General features: G+C 65.3%; 17 protein-coding genes. 9 read left to right on the forward strand and 8 right to left on the reverse strand.

The features are described 5' to 3' along the window. Positions 1-294 precede the first annotated feature (294 nt). On the forward strand, positions 295-1,203 hold the full coding sequence (locus tag LL972_RS17155) for a LysR family transcriptional regulator (RefSeq protein WP_228328619.1): 909 nt from the start codon (positions 295-297) through the stop codon (positions 1,201-1,203). 132 nt (positions 1,204-1,335) lie between these two features. On the opposite strand, the gene LL972_RS17160 is transcribed toward LL972_RS17155, so the two are convergent. The 6 genes from LL972_RS17160 to rpe all read right to left on the reverse strand — a co-directional run bounded on the left by LL972_RS17160 (position 1,336) and on the right by rpe (position 7,305). Further along, positions 1,336-2,124, reverse strand: a complete 789-nt coding sequence (locus tag LL972_RS17160; RefSeq protein ID WP_228328620.1) for an SIMPL domain-containing protein — start codon at positions 2,122-2,124, stop codon at positions 1,336-1,338. A gap of 27 nt (positions 2,125-2,151) precedes the next feature. Next, on the reverse strand, positions 2,152-3,219 hold the full coding sequence (locus LL972_RS17165; protein ID WP_228328621.1) for a threonine aldolase family protein: 1,068 nt from the start codon (positions 3,217-3,219) through the stop codon (positions 2,152-2,154). Further along, positions 3,219-4,694, reverse strand: a complete 1,476-nt coding sequence (gene trpE, locus LL972_RS17170; RefSeq protein ID WP_102583237.1) for an anthranilate synthase component I — start codon at positions 4,692-4,694, stop codon at positions 3,219-3,221. The genes LL972_RS17165 and trpE overlap by 1 nt, the downstream gene beginning before the upstream one ends. Before the next feature lie 288 nt (positions 4,695-4,982). Further along, positions 4,983-5,912 carry a lipid kinase YegS gene (gene yegS / locus LL972_RS17175; RefSeq protein WP_228328622.1) on the reverse strand — a complete coding sequence of 310 codons (930 nt, stop codon included), beginning with the start codon at positions 5,910-5,912 and terminating at the stop codon, positions 4,983-4,985. A 233-nt stretch (positions 5,913-6,145) separates the two neighbouring features. After that, positions 6,146-6,637 (reverse strand): GNAT family N-acetyltransferase, encoded by a 492-nt coding sequence (locus tag LL972_RS17180; RefSeq protein WP_228328623.1) that lies wholly within the window; start codon positions 6,635-6,637, stop codon positions 6,146-6,148. Beyond that, positions 6,634-7,305: a ribulose-phosphate 3-epimerase gene (gene rpe, locus LL972_RS17185; protein WP_228328624.1), complete on the reverse strand. Its 672-nt coding sequence runs from the start codon at positions 7,303-7,305 to the stop codon at positions 6,634-6,636. The genes LL972_RS17180 and rpe overlap by 4 nt, the downstream gene beginning before the upstream one ends. A gap of 122 nt (positions 7,306-7,427) precedes the next feature. Between rpe and LL972_RS17190 the strand changes: the two genes are divergently transcribed. Further along, positions 7,428-8,267, forward strand: a complete 840-nt coding sequence (locus LL972_RS17190; protein WP_228328625.1) for an outer membrane protein — start codon at positions 7,428-7,430, stop codon at positions 8,265-8,267. 128 nt (positions 8,268-8,395) lie between these two features. On the opposite strand, the gene LL972_RS17195 is transcribed toward LL972_RS17190, so the two are convergent. Beyond that, a complete protein-coding gene (locus LL972_RS17195) occupies positions 8,396-8,725 on the reverse strand; it encodes a J domain-containing protein (RefSeq protein ID WP_047126203.1) in 330 nt (109 codons plus the stop codon). A gap of 207 nt (positions 8,726-8,932) precedes the next feature. Between LL972_RS17195 and LL972_RS17200 the strand changes: the two genes are divergently transcribed. The 7 genes from LL972_RS17200 to LL972_RS17230 all read left to right on the forward strand — a co-directional run bounded on the left by LL972_RS17200 (position 8,933) and on the right by LL972_RS17230 (position 16,673). Next, a complete protein-coding gene (locus LL972_RS17200) occupies positions 8,933-9,859 on the forward strand; it encodes a phosphoribosylaminoimidazolesuccinocarboxamide synthase (RefSeq protein WP_167765859.1) in 927 nt (308 codons plus the stop codon). A 118-nt stretch (positions 9,860-9,977) separates the two neighbouring features. After that, a complete protein-coding gene (locus LL972_RS17205; protein WP_228328646.1) occupies positions 9,978-10,658 on the forward strand; it encodes a hypothetical protein in 681 nt (226 codons plus the stop codon). 176 nt (positions 10,659-10,834) lie between these two features. Further along, complete coding sequence (locus tag LL972_RS17210) at positions 10,835-11,461, forward strand: hypothetical protein (protein ID WP_228328626.1); 627 nt, start codon at positions 10,835-10,837, stop codon at positions 11,459-11,461. Between the two features lie 233 nt (positions 11,462-11,694). Further along, positions 11,695-12,231 carry a hypothetical protein gene (locus LL972_RS17215; protein ID WP_228328647.1) on the forward strand — a complete coding sequence of 179 codons (537 nt, stop codon included), beginning with the start codon at positions 11,695-11,697 and terminating at the stop codon, positions 12,229-12,231. A 74-nt stretch (positions 12,232-12,305) separates the two neighbouring features. Beyond that, a complete protein-coding gene (locus tag LL972_RS17220; RefSeq protein ID WP_228328627.1) occupies positions 12,306-14,063 on the forward strand; it encodes a peptidoglycan-binding protein in 1,758 nt (585 codons plus the stop codon). A gap of 430 nt (positions 14,064-14,493) precedes the next feature. Then, positions 14,494-16,089, forward strand: coding sequence for a M4 family metallopeptidase (locus LL972_RS17225; protein WP_228328628.1), 1,596 nt, complete (start codon positions 14,494-14,496; stop codon positions 16,087-16,089). Between the two features lie 98 nt (positions 16,090-16,187). Beyond that, positions 16,188-16,673 (forward strand): DUF962 domain-containing protein, encoded by a 486-nt coding sequence (locus tag LL972_RS17230; protein WP_228328629.1) that lies wholly within the window; start codon positions 16,188-16,190, stop codon positions 16,671-16,673. Between the two features lie 176 nt (positions 16,674-16,849). Here LL972_RS17230 and LL972_RS17235 read toward each other — a convergent pair whose 3' ends face one another. Further along, positions 16,850-17,752, reverse strand: coding sequence for an NAD-dependent epimerase/dehydratase family protein (locus LL972_RS17235; RefSeq protein ID WP_228328630.1), 903 nt, complete (start codon positions 17,750-17,752; stop codon positions 16,850-16,852). Positions 17,753-17,851 lie beyond the last annotated feature (99 nt).

Below are 17,851 nucleotides of genomic sequence, written 5' to 3' on the forward strand. Positions count from 1 at the left end.
TCTTCATGGAACCTCCTCGGGAAAGGGGACGAGAAAATTCCACTTCTGGCGTCAGCTAATGGGCGGGGGGATTACCGAAAGAGGAATGAACCGTAGCGCGGCCGCAGAGATGCACGCGTCCATGAAATTCGAACCATGAAATTCGAACCTGGCGTATGGGCCATATACGCGGTTGCGACCAAAGAACGGTCGCGAGGCGGGCTCTTGTTTGACGAGACTCAATCACACAAGCAGCCGTGAATCTGGCGCCCGAATCATCTTCAGCACTACACAGCACAATACCGATGAAGACAGATGAACCTTAATCGCGCGGACCTGGCCGACTTTGTCTATTTCCTGACCATTGCGCGGCATCTGAGCTTTAGCCGTGCTGCCACAGAGCTTGGGGTGAGTTCTTCAGCGCTTAGCCATGCCATCAAGGGCCTGGAAACGCGCCTGGCAGTCAGGCTTCTTCATCGCACCAGCCGCAGCGTCACGCTGACAGCTGCCGGCGAACAGCTGCTACAGGCGATATCTGGGCCGTTTGGAGCCATCGGCGAGGCCATAGAGCTGCTGAACCAGCACAGGAATTCGCCCGCCGGCCGTATCCGGCTCAATGTCATCAATGATGCAGTGCCGCTCCTGCTCGGCCCGGTGCTGCCGATCTTTGCGGAACGCTATCCCAAGGTGGAAGTGGATATTGTTTCGACCAATCGGATGATTGACATCGTCGAGGGAGGCTTTGATGCGGGGATTCGCTATGGTGGAACCGTCCCGGAAGACATGATTGCCCAGCGGCTATCGCCGGACATCCGATGGGTGGTCGCCGGGGCGCCCACCTACCTCGCACGCCATGGCATACCGCAGCATCCGCTCGACCTTCACCATCATCGGTGCGTGCGCATCCGGCTGGGCAATGACCGCATCTATCGCTGGGAGCTCGAAAAAGACAGCGAACTCCTGACTGTCGACGTGCCCGGAACCATGACGATTGACGACACCAGGCTGGCCCTGGCCCTCCTCACCGGCGGAGCAGGATTGGTCTATGCGCCCGAGCCAGTGCTGGCTCCGTTGCTTGCCGCGGGCACCGCCCGGCTCGTGCTGGAGGACTGGGCCAGCCCTGGCCCCGGCTTTCATCTCTACTACTCAAGCCGACGGCAACTGCCTACCGGCTTGCGCCTGTTGCTCGATCTGGTCCGCGAGCTCGGTCCGCTCGGCAGCTAAAAACCATCTGCTGTCACCGGCCCGAACGTTATTGCTCCCGGCGTGCGCAACATGCGATTCGCATGCCCCGGTGGGCAGGCGCTCCCCCATGACATGGACCCCCTGCTCGCTGACGACCCGCACGGCAGCGACTCATTGCGCGATCAGGAAGACCGCATAGATGTTCTCGGTGTAGGTGATCGTGCCGGTCAGCAGGCTCTCGCCGAGACCTTGCACCTTGCCATCTGCACCAGGTGGCGGCGGCGGTGGGGGTGCCGGTGGCGAGGGCGGCGAAACCACGGAGCTGGGCGTTGGCGCTGCAGGCGCAGACCAGGTGCTGGCTTCGACGCCATAGGCAAAACTGGGCGCCACATCGGAGATGCTGTAGATCCCGGTCAGCCGCACTCCGTAGGCGCTGGCCAGCCCTTGGGCGGATTCCCGCGATTGCGTTGCGGCTTCGCGTTTGAGTTCGGCGCGCAGCTTGGCCGCATCGGCGTATGCACTCTGCATCGACAACACCTGGACATTCTCGTTGGCCTCCAGGCCGCCCAGAAAGGCGCGCACGTCCTTCAGGGACGAGAAGGTGCCGCGGATCTTGCGCTCCACGCGGGTCCCCTGGAACACCGACTTGCCATTTTCGTAGCGCGACTGCGGGGAGATCGACAGCGACGAGGCATAGAGCGAATCCATCAGCACGTGGTTGCGTCGCAGGCCGTCCAGCACCGATCGGGCGCGTTCCTCGACGAATTTGCGCGCCAGGTCAGGCTGCAGATCGGTGTTGCTGACCTTGAGATCGATGATGAAGCGGTCCGGGTCGACCGTGCGGTAAGCCTGGCCTTTCACCAGCAAATGCGGCTGTGATGGCAGGCTGTTGACCTGCGCTGTCGCGGCGAGCGGCAGCATCAACAGGCTTGCGAAAATCCAGAGGGCAACTCGCTTCATCGGGTTCTTCCTTGATGAGATAGATGGTTATGGATGCATGGCCGAATGACTGAGCGCTGCGACGTCCACGCAGAGCCGGTCGACCGACGCGGCCGTGGTCGCCCACGAGGTCACGAAGCGGATCACCTGACTGCCATCGGTGCGCACTTCCCAGCGCTCGAAGTCGTAGCCTTGCGCCAGCTGCGCGGCCTGCTGCGCGCTGACGGCGATGAACTGCTGGTTGGTCGGCGAATCGCTGGTGAACTGCGCGCCAGCGGCCAACAATCCTGTGCGCAGGCGCTGCGCCATCGCGTTGGCATGCGCGGCCAGCTCGAAGAACAGGCCATCTTCAAACAAGGTGGCGAACTGTGACCCCAGCAGCATGCCCTTGGCCAGCAGCGCGCCGCGTTGCTTGATCAGATAGCGGAAGTCGGCCTGCAGGGCAGGAGTGACGATGACCAGCGCTTCGCCGAGCAATGCGCCGTTCTTGGTGCCGCCGATGTAGAACGCATCGGTCAACGCGGCGATCGTGGGCAGATCCAGATCGTTGCCCTCGGCGGTCAGCGCGGCGCCCAGGCGTGCGCCATCCAGATACAGCAGCAGATCGTGCGCGCGACAGAAACGCGACAGCGCCTGGAGTTCGGCACGGGTGTAGATGGTGCCGCTCTCGGTGCTGTTGGAGATGTAGACCAGGCGCGGTTGCACCATGTGCTCGTTGCCGTGCACATCCAGCAATGGCTGGATCAGCGCCGGCGTCAGCTTGTCGTGCAGTGCCGGCACGGTCAGCACCTTGTGGCCGGTCGCTTCGATGGCGCCGGTTTCGTGCGTGGCGATGTGCCCCGCTTCCACCGCGATCACCGCCTGATGCGGACGCAGGAACGCCGCGATCGCGGTCAGGTTGGTCTGGGTGCCGCCGACCAGCAGATGCACCTCGGCCTGCGCCTGCGCAACTGCGCTGCGGATCAGCGCAACCGCACGCGCGGTATGGCGGTCGGTGCCGTAGCCGGCGTTCTGCTCGGCGCTGGCCTGTGCCAAGGCCTGCAGCAGGCGTGGATGCGCGCCCTCGCTGTAATCGTTGCGGAAGCTGATGCGCGCAGCGTGGCCCTGCCCGTCCATCACAGCCCCTTGGCCGCCTGCGCAACCGCACGGAACAGCGCGCGGCCCTTGTTCATGGTCTCCTGCCATTCCAGATCCGGGTCCGAGTCGTAGACCACGCCACCGCCGGCCTGCACGTACAGATACCCGTCCTGGATCACCGCCGTGCGGATCGCGATGGCGGTGTCGGCATCGCCGTGCCAGCCGATATAGCCGACCGCGCCGGAATAGACGTTGCGCTTGACCGGCTCCAGCTCGCGGATGATCTCCAGCGCGCGGATCTTCGGCGCGCCGCTGACGGTACCGGCCGGGAAGGTCGCACGCAGCACGTCGCTGTAATTCAGGCCGGCCTTGAGCGTGCCGGTGACCTCGCTGACGATGTGCATCACGTGGCTATAGCGCTCAATCACGAACTGCTCGCCCACCTTGACCGTGCCCGGTTCGGCCACGCGGCCGACATCGTTACGACCGAGATCGATCAGCATCACGTGCTCGGCACGCTCTTTCGGGTCGGCCAGCAGTTCGGCCTCCAGCGCCTTGTCCTGCTCGGGCGTGGCACCACGCGGGCGGGTGCCGGCGATCGGGCGTACGGTGACCACGCCATCGCGCAGGCGCGCCAGGATTTCCGGCGAGGAGCCGACCACCTGCGTGCCGCCCACATCGAGAAAATACATGTACGGCGAGGGATTGAGCGCGCGCAGCGCGCGATACACATCCACCGGACGCGCACGGAACGGCACGCGCAAGCGCTGCGACGGCACCACCTGGAAGATGTCGCCGGCGCGCACGTATTCCTGCGCCTTGCGCACCACTGCGTGATATTCCTCGCGGGTAAACGAGGAGTGGAAGTCCGACTCGTCGATCGCATCGGAAATCTGCGCCTGCGGATACCCGGCACCGCCCTGACGCAGCCGGTGCGCCAGTTCGTCCAGACGCCGGTTGGCGCGCACATAGGCCTGCGGCTGGCGCGGGTCGGCGTGCACGATCAGGTACAGCCGATCCTTGAGGTTGTCGAACACTGCCAGCTCTTCGGACAGCATCAGCAGGATGTCCGGCGTGCCCAGCTCATCGGGTTTGTCGCCGCTGCCCAGGCGCGGCTCGATGTACTGGATGCACTCGAAGCCGAACCAGCCGACCAGGCCGCCGGTGAAGCCGGGCAGGCCGTCGAGCTGCGGCACCGAATGCTCGGCGCGCAAGGCGTCCACTTCGGCCAGCGGGTCGGCGACCTCGCGGGTTTCCAGCACTTCGCCGTGCTCGCTGATTTCCAGCGTATGCCCGCGGAAGCTGTACACACGCCGCGCCGGCAGGCCGATGATGGAATAGCGCCCGAAGCGTTCGCCACCTTCGACCGATTCGAACAGATAGGTGTAGGGGCCGTCGGCGAGCTTCAGATAGACCGACAGCGGCGTGTCCAGATCGGACAGCACTTCGCGGACAACGGGGATACGGGTGTGACCTTCAGCGGCCTGGCGCTGGAACTGCTCTGCAGTGATCAAGACGACTTTCCTTCCGGGACTCTGTGGCGGGGCGGACGACGGCAACGGGCCACCATCGCCACCAGCGGCGAGCGGAAGAGAAGGAGCGTGGAGTCGTCAGGCGGGACACGCCGCTACTGTAGCGCAACTGCCGCGCAAGGGCAGCAGGCGCGAAGCCAAAGCCGCGCAAACCGCGAAGCCGAGCTAGTCCGCACTCGTGTTGTACACGCCGACCTCCAGCACCGAGACGCCGCAACACACGCTCTTCGCTCTTCCGATTCCCCAATCCCGATTCCCCATTCCCAGCGCTCAGGCGCTACGCAACGGGCACTCCACCGGCAAATGCATCCGCAACCGCGCCGGCACGCATTCGATGCAGAAATGCAGCGAGGTCTCCGGCTCGCCATCCAGGTTCAAGGTCAGCGGCTGGTGCGAGACGATCTCCAGCCACGGCAGCCGCGCGCGCACGGCCACACGTTCCAGCGCGGCCTGTTTGCCGCCGGTGACCAGGGTGCCGAGGGTGGCGGCCACTTCACCGTTGAGCGCGGGCACGATGGTGACGTCGAGCAGGCCGTCGTCGATCAAGGCCTCCGGACACAGCGCCTGGCCGCCGCCGGCCTGGCGGCCGTTGCCCAGGCCAAGTGCGATGAACTCGCCTTCCCAGCTGAAATCCGGGCCACTGAAGCGGGCGCTGATCGGGTCGATCCGGCCCAGCCGCGACATGCCGGTGATCAGATACGCCAGGCCACCGAGCATCTTCTTCAGGCCTTCGTCGGTTTCGACGGTGACCTGGGTGCCGAACCCGCCGCTGGCGACATTGGCGCACCAGTGCGGGCCGTGCTCGGCATCGATACGCAGCAGGTCGATCGGCTCGGCGGGGCGCTCGGCGATCAGCGTCAACGCAGCGAGCGGCTCGATCGGCAGGTTGGCGGCGGTGGCGAAGTCGTTGGCGGTGCCCAGCGGCACCAGGCCCAGCGATGGCAGCGTGGCGGCGTCGGCGGTGTGATGCGCCAGCGCGGCGGCCACTTCACTCAAGGTACCGTCGCCGCCGGCCGCGATCACGGTATGGGCGCCGTCGGCAACCGCTTCGCCGACATAGCGCTCGGCATCGCCGTCTTCCCAGGTGACCCGCACCTCGAGCTGGATGCCGCGCTTGCGCAGCGTTCCCACCGCCTCACGCAGGTCCAGGTTGTCGGTGGACTTGCCGTTGAGGATCAGACGCCAGTGGGACGCGGCCATGCACGCTGCCAATGCTGTGAGGGTGGTGGCCGCAGGCTAGCAGCGGCCCGCTGCGTGCATCGTGAATACGCAATGTCGCCGGGCTGTCATCGGCATGTCACCGAGAACCCGGAGAGTGGAAGACCATAGCAGGGACGACGGGCGGAGGCAGGATCAGCCTCCAATTTTCTCGAAGGCCGCTCCCAGGGGAGCGGCCTTCTTCTTGCGTGCCACGGCGGCGCGGCAGGCCGCGCTCAGGTACCGGAGGCGAAGGCGGCCAGGCGCTCGCCGTCGAGCCGGTAGACGGTCCAGCCATCCATCGGCTGCGCACCGGCCGCCTGATAGAAGTCGATGGCCGGCTGATTCCAGTCCAGCACCGACCATTCGAAACGCCCGCAGCCACGCTGTACGGCCAATCGGGCCAGATGCCGCAACAAGGCCAGGCCGGCGCCCTGCCCGCGCGCCTGCGGGCGCACGAACAGGTCTTCCAGATACAGGCCTTTGCGGCCGAGCCAGGTCGAGTAGTTGAAGAAATACACCGCAAATCCCAGCGCCTGGCCATCCTGCTCGCAGATCAGCGCATGCGCGGTGGCGCCCTCGCCGAACAGGCTGGCGCGCAGGTCCTCCGGGCTGGCCTTGACCGCATCGGGCTCGCGTTCGTACACCGCCAGTGCGGTGATCAGCTCGTGCAGCAGCTGCGCATCGTGCGGCGTGGCAGCGCGGATCTGCAGCGCGGGCGCGCTCATCGGACCGCGTCCACCGCCGCGTGCATCTGCGCGATCACCTGCGCATAGTCGGGCGCGTTGAAGATGGCCGAGCCGGCGACGAAGGTGTCGGCACCGGCCGCAGCGATCGCGCCGATGTTGTCGGCCTTGACCCCGCCGTCGATCTCCAGCCGGATCGGCTTGCCCAGCGCGTCGATCTTCTTGCGGATGGCGCGCAATTTATCCAGCGCCGAGGGAATGAAGGCCTGCCCGCCGAAGCCGGGGTTGACCGACATCACCAGCACCAGATCCAGCTCGGGCAGCACCCAATCCAGGATGTCCACCGGGGTGGCCGGGTTGAGCACCAGACCAGCCTGGCAGCCGTGCGACTTGATCAGCTGGATCGTGCGGTGCACATGGCGGCTGGCTTCGGGATGGAAGCTGATGGTGGTGGCGCCGGCCTCGGCGAAGTCCGGCACGATGCGGTCCACCGGCTCGACCATCAGGTGCACGTCGATCGGCGCAACGATGCCGTGCTTGCGCAGCGCCTGGCACACCATCGGGCCGATGGTGAGGTTGGGCACGTAGTGGTTGTCCATCACGTCGAAGTGCACCCAGTCGGCGCCGGCCTTCAGGACGTTGTTCACTTCCTCGCCCAGGCGGGCGAAATCGGCGGACAGGATGGACGGGGCAATCGCCGTCGGTTGCATGGGCAGCTCGTCAAGGAACGGGACACGCATTGTCGCAGGCACGCAAAGCCAGTGCATCCGCGCCGGTCCCGCCTGCGTATGCACCTGACCGGCGCACCGCGCCCTTTCGCCAAGGACACCGCATGAAGACCACCCCGCTCGCCTCCGCTGCGCTTGTTTTGATGGCCCTGGCCCCGTCCGCCTGGGCACAGACCGGCCCGGCCGACTGGTCAGGTTTTTCGATCGGCGCCAATGTCGGCGGTGCCGACGTCAGTGGCGTTTCCGGCGGCCGCTTCGGCTTCGATACCAACCTGGACGGCCGCGATGGCGACCAGGTCAGCACCCCGACCGGCGCCGACGCCTTCTCGCCCGGGTTCTGCGGCGGCGCGGCAGCCGGGCGCACCCCGGCCAGCGGCTGCAGCAAGGACAAGGGCGGCGCCGAATATGGCGCGCGGCTGGGCTACGACTGGCAGGCCGGCAACTGGGTCTACGGTGTGGTCGCCGAATACACCCGCAACGACCTGCGGGACAGTGTCAGCGCCTTCAGCACCACCCCGGCGTTCTACACCTTCACCCGCCAGCTCAACCGCACCGCCGCCCTGCGCGGCCGTATCGGCTATGCCTTCGGCGCGCAGGGTGACTTTCTGGCCTACTTCACCGCCGGCGTGGCACGCGGCGAGTTCGACCACAGCTTCTCCAGCAGCAACACCGCCAACAGCTTCACCAGCAGCGGCGGCGACAGCGCCGACGGCTACCAGGCCGGCCTGGGCCTGCAGCGCCGCTTGAGCGACAACGTCTCGGTCGGCGTGGAGTACCTGTTCACCCGCCTGCAGGACGAAGACACCCGCGTGCGTGTCGGCCCGGGCACCGCGCCGGCCACCAACCCGTTCCTGCGCGTCAATCCGGCCGGTACCGATCTGCGCCGCACCGATACGGACTTTTCGTCGAATGCGGTGCGCCTGACGGCGACCTATCGCTTCTGAGTCCGGGCGTCTGAGTGAGCGCGCCCGACCCGCAACGGGTCGGGCGTTTTTTTATTGGCAGCACCAATGCCGATTTGGGTGCGGGCGCTGTCCCGCCAGGCACCGATACCGGAGCGCTCGGGGCTGGATCAGCGTTTGCGCAGGCGCTGGATCCGGTCGTAGGCGGCATTGATCTGGCTGGCCTTCCGCTCGGCCTGGCGGCGTGCTTCCGGCTCGGCGTTGGCCACCTTGTCCGGGTGATAGCGCGACATCAGCCGGCGATAGGCCAGGTCGATCTCGGCAGTGGTGGCGTCCGGCTCCAGTCCCAGCGCTTCGTACGGGTTTTCGGCGCGGCGCTTGAACCAGCCGGCGTCCACCGCATGCCCGATCGCCAGGCCGATCATCAGCCCGACCACCGGCGCGCCGCGGAACAGCAGGGCGCCGGCCAGTGCGCCGAGCAATTTTCCGTACCAGGACATGGGCGATCGGGGGCGGGAAGGCGGGCTGGCGATCTTACCCGAACGCCCGCCCGGCCTGGCTGACGCGGCATGCACGCCGGCCTGCGGGCGGGCTCCAATAAATCCAGCGGCGCGCGCCGAAGCGCCGTACACTACGCGGCCCGCTGCCCACCCGCGGGCCCGCCGGGTCCCGGGGACAGCGTCATTGCGACGTCCTTAGGAGTGCCTGTGTCGACCACGCTGTTGCAATCCGATCTGCCCGGCCTGCCGTTGCGTCACCGTGGCAAGGTCCGCGATGTCTTCGACATTCCCCGCGAGCGCCTGCCGGCCGATGCGCCGCCGGGTGATTATCTGTTGATGGTGGCGACCGACCGCCTGTCCGCGTTCGACGTGGTGCTGCCCGACCCGATCCCCGGCAAGGGCGAGATGTTGTGCCAGGTCTCCAACTTCTGGTTCCACAAGACCGAGCACCTGATGCCCAACCACCTGGTCGACATCACCGTGGAGCAGGTGCTGCCCGCGGGTGTGGACCCGGCGCTGTATGCAAAGCGCGCCGTGGTCACGCGCAAGCTCAAGCCGGTGCCGGTGGAAGCGATCGCACGCGGCTACCTGATCGGCAGCGGCTGGAAGGATTACCAGCGCACCGGCAAGATCAGCGGCATCGAACTCCCCGACGGCCTGCGCCAGGCCGAGAAACTACCCGAGCCGATCTTTACCCCATCGACCAAGGCCGCGGTCGGTGACCATGATGAAAACATCGACTTCGATGCGATGGTCATGACCGTCGGCGCCGAGCTTGCCGAACGCGTGCGCGATGCCACCTTGCGCATCTACCGTTTCGCCGCCGATTTCGCCGCCGAACGCGGCATCCTGCTGGCCGATACCAAGTTCGAATTCGGCACCGATGCCGATGGCCGCCTGTACATCATGGACGAGATGCTGACCCCGGACTCGTCGCGTTACTGGCCGGCCGACCAGTACGAACTCGGCACCAGCCCGCCCAGCTATGACAAGCAGTTCGTGCGCGATTACCTGGAAACCCTGGACTGGGGCAAGACCGCACCCGGCCCCAGCCTGCCAGCAGACGTGATCGAGCGCACGCGCGCAAAATATGCCGAGGCATTGCAGCGGTTGGCGGGTATTTCGGTCGATTGATCTTCAAGGCCCCGCGCTCGGGGCTTTGACGCTGCGCTAAAGCAGCACTGGCGGGCAGCGCTCTTTATCGAGCGCTGAAGCACGCACCAGACGCCATCCATTGTCCAAGGAAGTCGCAATGGCTCTCTCATGTTTTTCCTTCCGCAGATTGCCGGTGTTGCGCAACGTCCTACTGCCCGCACTGCTTGCAGTAAGCGCGTGCAGCGCTGGCGAATCGGCAGCACCTGTCGCGCCACCAGTCGCATCCATGGCATCGGCGTCAGCATCAGCAGATGCCCCGGCTCCTGTTGGCGCTTCCGTCAATGACCGGCTCGCGACGTTGCTGCAGGCAAGCGGCGTGCAGTGTATCGATGCGAACATGGCAAAAGGCTGCATAGCTGGAAATGTCGATGCCGGCGATTTCTATGACGTAGAGCTCTCACCTGCATGTGGCGATGCAGGCTTCTTTGCCGGCGTGACGCAGGCAAACGGGGTGGATGTCCTCGACGCGGTGCCAACCACTGGAAGTAACGCGATCGCAAGAGCCAGGCTGGCGCAGGGCCAGCTCGTCTGTATTCAAGCGATCGGCCGCGCCGGACAGAATCCTCTGTATTACTACGTCATTGCGATTCCTGCAGACAGTGTTGCTGGATGCAAGAACAACCCGGCATGCGGAACATATGGCGACAGGCCGATCCAACGCTCGAAGAGCGCCACTGGCGAGAGCTGCCATGCCGCCGCACCAGGCCAATATGTCGGCGACTGCGCACAGGGATGGGTGGGTGCGGATGCACTGGATGTATTTTCAAACGGGATATAGTCAGCCGCGCCATACCGGATAAATCTCCGGCCATACCATGATCAAATCAGTATGATCTTTGCGCAGGCTCGATCGAGATAACCTGGCTTTGATGAGAGCAATCAGCGGCAGTGGACTCACCCGAGCACCGGAGCCACCGTCAGGCTGCTTGTTCTGCGAGTGTATTGACCTGCCGCATGCCGTCCGGTTTGCGTAAACTTCGACTCCGCATGCCTTCACACATTTGCAAGCAGGGCGCGTATAACATCCCGCCCGCGCACCAACTTGCCCGCTACGATCAGGAGGATCCGTTGGCCCTTTTCCGAACTTCCCTGCACGCCCTTGCGCTGAGCCTGGCGCTGGTTGCCTGCAAACCGCAGGCAGAGCCAGCCGACGCCGCGACGCCTGCGTCACCTGCAGATGCCGCAACTGCAGCCTCGACACCTGCCGCCGCTCCGGCAGCGCCTGCTCAGGCGACAACCTGCCCCAGCACCGACTTCGCTGCGTTTCTGAAAAGCTTCAGTGCAGACATTGCGGTACAGGAAAAGGCCACGGCCGATCCGCTGACGATGATCCAACTCGACCCGGATGCACAGCCCGAGCCGGCGCCGGTCACCCGCACGGTTGCGCTGGCCGACGTTGAATGGCCCGTCATCCCGAACCTGGAGGCGGCCCGCAACGGCGGCCGCGAAGTCACGATTTCCGAAGAAGCCGATGGCCGCCAGGTACTGGTCCGCACGCCGGACAGCGGTGATCAGCAGGTCTACCACTTCGCCCAGCGCCCCTGCTGGATGCTGGTCAAGGTGGACGACCAATCCCTGTAATCTGCGCGCCAGCGGCCGCGCCGTTCATCGCATACCTGCCATCGCTCCAGGAGATAACCTTGCGCCATTTCCGATTGATCGGCCCTGCATTGGCAGTTGTACTTGCGGCCTGTAACGGCCCCCAGGCCGGCGGTGCAACCGAGCAGCCGACGGCAGCTGCCGATACCGCGGCCACGCAGTCGTCCGCACCTGCCGCAACACCCCCCGCAACACCGACACAAGGGACTGTACCTATGGGCACGATAGACTCCTTCATTCCGGCGGGATCGAAGGCTCTGGAGACCATCCGCGGCGATCTGACTGGCGCGGGGCGCTCCGATGCGCTGGTGGTGATTTCCCCGCCAGCCACTGGTGCGGAAAAGCTCGGTGAAGGGCAGCCGCGTACGGTCCTGTTGCTGACACAGACTGCCGACGGCGCGCTGAAAAAGGCTGCCGAAAACAGCAAGATCGTCCCATGCGCCCGTTGTGGCGGCCTGGCAGGCGACCCCTATGCGTTTTCGCGCATCCAGCCCGGGCAATTCACCATTTCCATTTCCGGCGGATCGCGTGAGCGCTGGGCAGACGACTTTACATTCAAGTACTCGGCAGACAAGCAGAGCTGGTTGCTGGACAAGGTGGTGCGTGACCTGTCCGATACCGAGACCGAGCAGCACAACACCCTGGAATTGACCACCAAGGACTTCGGCACGGTGGCATTCCCGGAATTTGATCCCTCCACATTGAAGAAAGCTGCGGCATTGGACGACGCCGCAGCCGAGAAGGCGAATTAAACGGAAGTAATGGTTTGCACGGACAAGGAAGGAGTCCGTTATTTCATGTTGCTGAGAAATGAGGAGTTACACCCATGGCAACCGATCGCGAAACAGGGCTGCTCCAATCAGCCTATGCAGCAGGCATTACCCAGCCGAAGGAGCTGGCAAACTTCATGGCCCAGGTGGGTCATGAGTCGATGGGCCTCAACCGCCTGGAAGAAGGGTTCCGCTATACGCACGGATCCTCGCAGGTGAGTTCGAAGGTGCGATCCGCACTGCGTGAGGGGCCCGAGGCCCTGGAGCAGGCGCGTCTGGATGCCCTGCGCGGGCAACCGGAAAAACTGGCCGAATTGATGTATGGCGGACGCATGGGCAATAACGAGCCCGGCGATGGCTACCTGTACCGTGGCCGCGGTTACATGCAGCTCACCGGCAAGGACCAATATCGTGCGGCCGGCGAAGCGTTGAATCTGGACCTGGTGGCGCACCCCGATCTGGCGGCACAACCTGAGAACGCATCCCGCATCGCGACCTGGTACTGGCAGAACAACGTGCCACAGGCCGCCAGGCAGGACGCGCATGCGGCAGGCGTTGCCATCAACGGCGGCGATCCGCCGAATGGATTGGCCGACCGCGAGAACCGGTTTGCCCGCTGGCAGCGCGATATCACTCCAGAGCTGATGAACAACCTGGCACACGGCCAGCTCGGACAGCCGGTGCAGCCCGCTGCGCCAGCACCTGCGCAGCCGCAGCATGGCGGATCCAGCGCGTTTCAGCACACGATGGAACGGATGCTCCCGCCGCAGAACGGGACGGCGCCGCACATCACCGGCCATTACGGCGAGCATCGCAGTGCCCGCGATCACGGCGGTACCGACTTCAACTACCAGGGTGGCCAGACAGGCCGCAACATGCAGCACCCGACGGTGCATTCGCCGGTCGCCGGAACCGTCACTTTTGCGGGCGGCAACTACGGCACCGTCAAGATTCGCGATGCACAGGGCAACTCGCACGAGATCCTGCACCTGGACGCACTCAAGGTGAAGGAGGGTCAGACGCTGTCCGCCGGCGATGCCATCGGCACGATGGGTGGACGCGGCCCGAACGGTAACAACCAGTACGCGCAGCATGTGCATTACCAGCTGCGCGATGCCAACGGCAAACTGACCAGTCCGGAGACATTCTGGAATCAGGGCCATCAGCAGGAGTCCGGCGCGCGCCACTCCCAGGCAGCGGCAGCGGGTGGCAACGGCACGCTGCGGCACGGCGAACAAGGCAGTGATGTCGGCAAGCTGCAGCAGGACCTCAACCGTCTCGGCGTACGCGATGCGCAGGGCAACCGGCTTGCCGAGGATGGTCGCTTTGGCGACAACACGCGGGAGGCGGTGATTGCGTTCCAGAAGCAGCACGGACTGCAGGCCGATGGCGTGGTGGGCCGCAATACGCAGGCCGCGTTGTCCGCACAACCGGCGCAGACCCGGACGCAGGCCGGTGAGACGCAGATTGCAGCGCCCAAGGGGCCGTCGCTCGACGATGCCTCGCATCCTGACCATGCCTTGCACAACGCGATCCGCAGCAAGCTGCCCAGCATGATCTCCAACGAGACCGCGGCCCACGTCACCCTGCAGGCCAAGCAGAACGGTATCGATTCCGCGGACAAGCTGCAGAACGTCACCGTGCAGGATGGCAAGGCATTCATCATGGGCACCACGCCGGGCTTCCGTGCGGCAGTGGATCTGAACCAACCTGCCCCCACGCTGGAGCAGACCAGTGCGCGACTGCTGGCTGGCCAGGGTGCGCAGCAACAGGCCCAGGACGAGCAGCAGAAGGTCGCGATCGGCGGCCGCTGAAGTGTAGCGGTGCAGCACAAAAAAACCGGCCAGGTGTCTGGCCGGTTTTTTTTGTGCGTGTCCTGCTCTCGACATCACCGCTGAGAACGCTGCGGCGACTGCACCTCGCTACGCACCCTTGAGCGGACTGCTTTTCGCCGTCAGCGTGTTGTCCGTCGCTAGACGTTGGCAGACCCTTCCAGACTGCGACAAGACGACACGCCTGCAGCGCAGACGACGTGCCACACGCAGCGCTGCTCCTGGCGCTCTGCGATGCCCTCCACATCGCAAAGTGGCGCGGCGCACAGAACGCAACACAGCTGTAATTTTTACTACTGCGCTGTCATGGACTGTGCAAGTTTATCTGCCGGCACCTGTTGCCAGTCGCGATCGGCCGTGAAGCGTATCGCCGCCGATCTTTGCATTGCACGTTTTCGGGGAGAGAGTCGTCATGCAAGTTCATGTCCTGGGCGCGGCGATCTGCTGCGCGCTATCGTTGTCTACCGTTGCTACCGCTGCGGATCTTTCCGCAACTGCCGCGGTGTCGCGCGCGCAATCCTTGTTGGGCAACAACGCTGCGGCGCTGGCCAATCGTGCAACGGCCGATGCGTTTGTCGCGCGCGACAGCATTGTCGATGCCGACGGCAGCGAGCATGTGCGCTTTGATCGCACGTATCAGGGCCTGCCGGTGATCGGCGGCGATGTGGTCGTGCATTCGCGACGCGGAGTGATGCGTCAGTTGAGCCAGAGCATGGACACCAGCGTGCGCCCAAGCATCGTGCCCGGCATTGATGCGGACACGGCAGTGCGTGCGGCCGGTACGCAGTTCGATCTGGCACCCGATGCCACGCCGCGCGCAAGTCTGGCCTTGTATGCGCGCCAGGGCGCACCGCGGCTGGTTTATGAAGTGATCTACAGCGGCATCAAGCCCGATCAGACGCCGACCGAAATGCATTACATCGTCGATGCAGTCAATCAACGCATTCTCGAATCCTGGGACACGGTGCACACCGCCTGTGCGGGTGGCACCAGTGCGGCCGGCACCGGGCGTTCGCTGTATGCAGGCAGTGTGGCGTTGGCGACGACGCGTTGCAGCAGCGGTTACGAGTTGACCGATCTGAGCCGCGGCAGCGGCGCGACCTACAACATGCGCAACAGCACCTCCGGCAACGGCACGCTGGTCACCGATGCCGACAACGCCTGGGGCAGCGGCGCCAACAGCGATACGGTGACCGCAGCGGTGGATGCGCATTACGGCGTGGCCTTGACCTGGGACTATTTCCGCACCGCCCATGCGCGCAGCGGCATTGCCAACGACGGTGTCGGTGCGCGCAGCCGCGTGCATTACGGCAGTCGCTACAACAACGCGTTCTGGCAGGACAGCTGCTTCTGCATGACCTTCGGCGATGGCGACGGCAGCACGTTCACGCCGCTGGTGTCGGTGGATGTGGCCGGTCACGAGATGACCCACGGCGTGACCAGCCGCACCGCGCGACTGGTGTATTCGGGCGAGTCGGGCGGCTTGAACGAAGCCACCTCCGACATCATGGGCGCGATGGTGGAATATTCGGCCAACAACAGCGCACAGCCGGGCAATTACCTGATCGGCGAGAAGATCATCCCCGGCAACAGCAGCGGGACGCTGGCCTTGCGCTACATGTTCAAGCCCAGCCTGGATGGCGACTCGCCCGATTGCTACAGCAGCAGCCTGGGTTCGCTCAACGTGCATTACAGCTCGGGCGTGGCCAACCACTTCTACTATCTGTTGGCCGAAGGCGCAGTGGTGCCGAGCGGCTTCGGATCAGGCACCAGCTGGAACGTGACGCCGGCCGGGTTGGTCTGCAACGGCAACACGGCATTGACAGCGATCGGCCGGGCGGCGGCAAGCCGCATCTGGTACCGCGCGTTGACGGTGTACATGACCTCCTCGACCAACTATGCGGCCGCACGCCGGGCAACGTTGAGCGCTGCCACCGATCTATACGGCAGCACGTCCACGCAGTACCGCGCGGTTGCCGCAGCATGGAGTGCCGTGTCGGTGAACTGACGGGTGCCGCCCTTGCCACGCGAGCTGCGCGTGGCAAAGGGCGCGGCTGCCACAGTGCCATCCGCGCGCGTATGCTTGGGTCATTCCTGGGAGGGAACATGACCGAACGCACCAAGACCGCGCGACCGATCGACCGCTATTTCGCCAGTTATTCCGACGACCATCGCAACGCGACCAATCAGCAGATCCATGTGCTGGCGGTGCCGGCGATCCTGTGGTCGGTAGTGGCCCTGCTGTGGTGCATCCCGGTCGGCGGCACCTGGTTCAGCAGCGGCGTGTGGGCGGCGTTGTCGATGTTCGCAGCCTGGTCGTACTACAACCGCCTATCGCGTCCGCTGGGGCTGGGCATGCTGGGGATCTTCTTTTTCTTCGGCTGCCTGTGCCGGTTACTTGAAGGCAGACTCGGGCTCACCGGGCTGTTCGCCACGGCACTGACAGTGTTCGTGCTGGCCTGGATCGCGCAGTTCGTCGGCCACAAGATCGAAGGCCGCAAACCGAGCTTTCTGACCGATCTGACCTATCTGCTGATCGGGCCGATCTGGGTATTGGCCAAGTTGTATCGTCAGTTGGGTTGGCGGTACTGAGCATGGCCGACAGGCCCAGCGCACCGCCCGGTGCCGCCGCGGTCATGCGTTGAGGTGGCGTATTACGACTGGGCGCTTCCGCGGCTAACGCTGATGGCGCGCTACTGCTGCGCCCCAGGCGTGGTCGACCGCGCACTACGCAACGCTGCATGGCACACACGCGTGTACCAGATGGATCACTCGCCGATGCCGAGCTCTTCGGGCAGCGGAAGAAAGGCGCGCGGCGCATAACCGAAGTCGCGACGCGCTGGTTCCAGGTCGAACACCAGGTCATCGCGCATGCGCTGCAATGCGGCCGCATTGATGCCACGCAGGCGCCCCAGCCGCTGCGCGGCAGTGAGGGCAAGGCCGAACAGGCCGGGCGGCACCTGGTACAGCCGCGCCGGTCGTGGCAGCGCCGCCAGCACGCGCTCCACCATCTGCGTATAGGCCAGCACTTCGCCGCCGCCGACGGCATAGCTGCGCTGCTGTGTCGCTGGCTGGGTGAGCACCGCCAGCGCCGCGCTGGCCAGATCGTCCACATGCACCGGCTGGCGCAGCCCGGTTGCGTTGGCCGGGAGCACGAAGGCGCCGGTGCGCTGCGCCAGCCCGGCGATCTGGGTGAGCGTGCGGTCGCGCCCGGCCCCATAGACCAGCGTCGGGCGCAGCACCGTCGCCGCGGCGCCACGCGCCTGGGCTGCGGAAAACAGCGCCTGTTCGGCATGTGCCAGGCGCTGTGCGACATCGCGCTCGGCCGCGTCGATCGAGTGTTCCTTGACCTCCAGGCTGGTGGAACCGAACGCCACAATGCGCGGAGCGCGCACCGGATTTTCGGCATACCAGCGCGCGAAATGGTCCAGCGGGCCGCAGCTGAAGATCACCTCGAAGGCCTCGCCCACGGCAGCCGGCGTGGCCAGGTCGCCCTGCCGCCAGATCAGCCCGGAGCGCGCCGCGCGCGGCTGGCGCGACCATGCCGTCACCTGCCAGCCGCGGCCGAGCAGCCGCGTCAGCAGGCGTTCGCCGATCTGACCGCTGCCGCCGAACACCAGGGCGCGTGGCGCAGAAACGGCAGGGGACGGAGCGGGATCGGCAGCGGTCACGGGTTCGGATGCGGTCTGGGTGATCCCAGCATAACGAGTGACACGCAGCGGCGCGATGCTGCTGCGTCGGCGATTTGCGCATGCGCGCAGCCACGGCGT

Source organism: Xanthomonas campestris pv. asclepiadis (assembly GCF_020784175.1).
Lineage (GTDB): Bacteria > Pseudomonadota > Gammaproteobacteria > Xanthomonadales > Xanthomonadaceae > Xanthomonas > Xanthomonas campestris_D.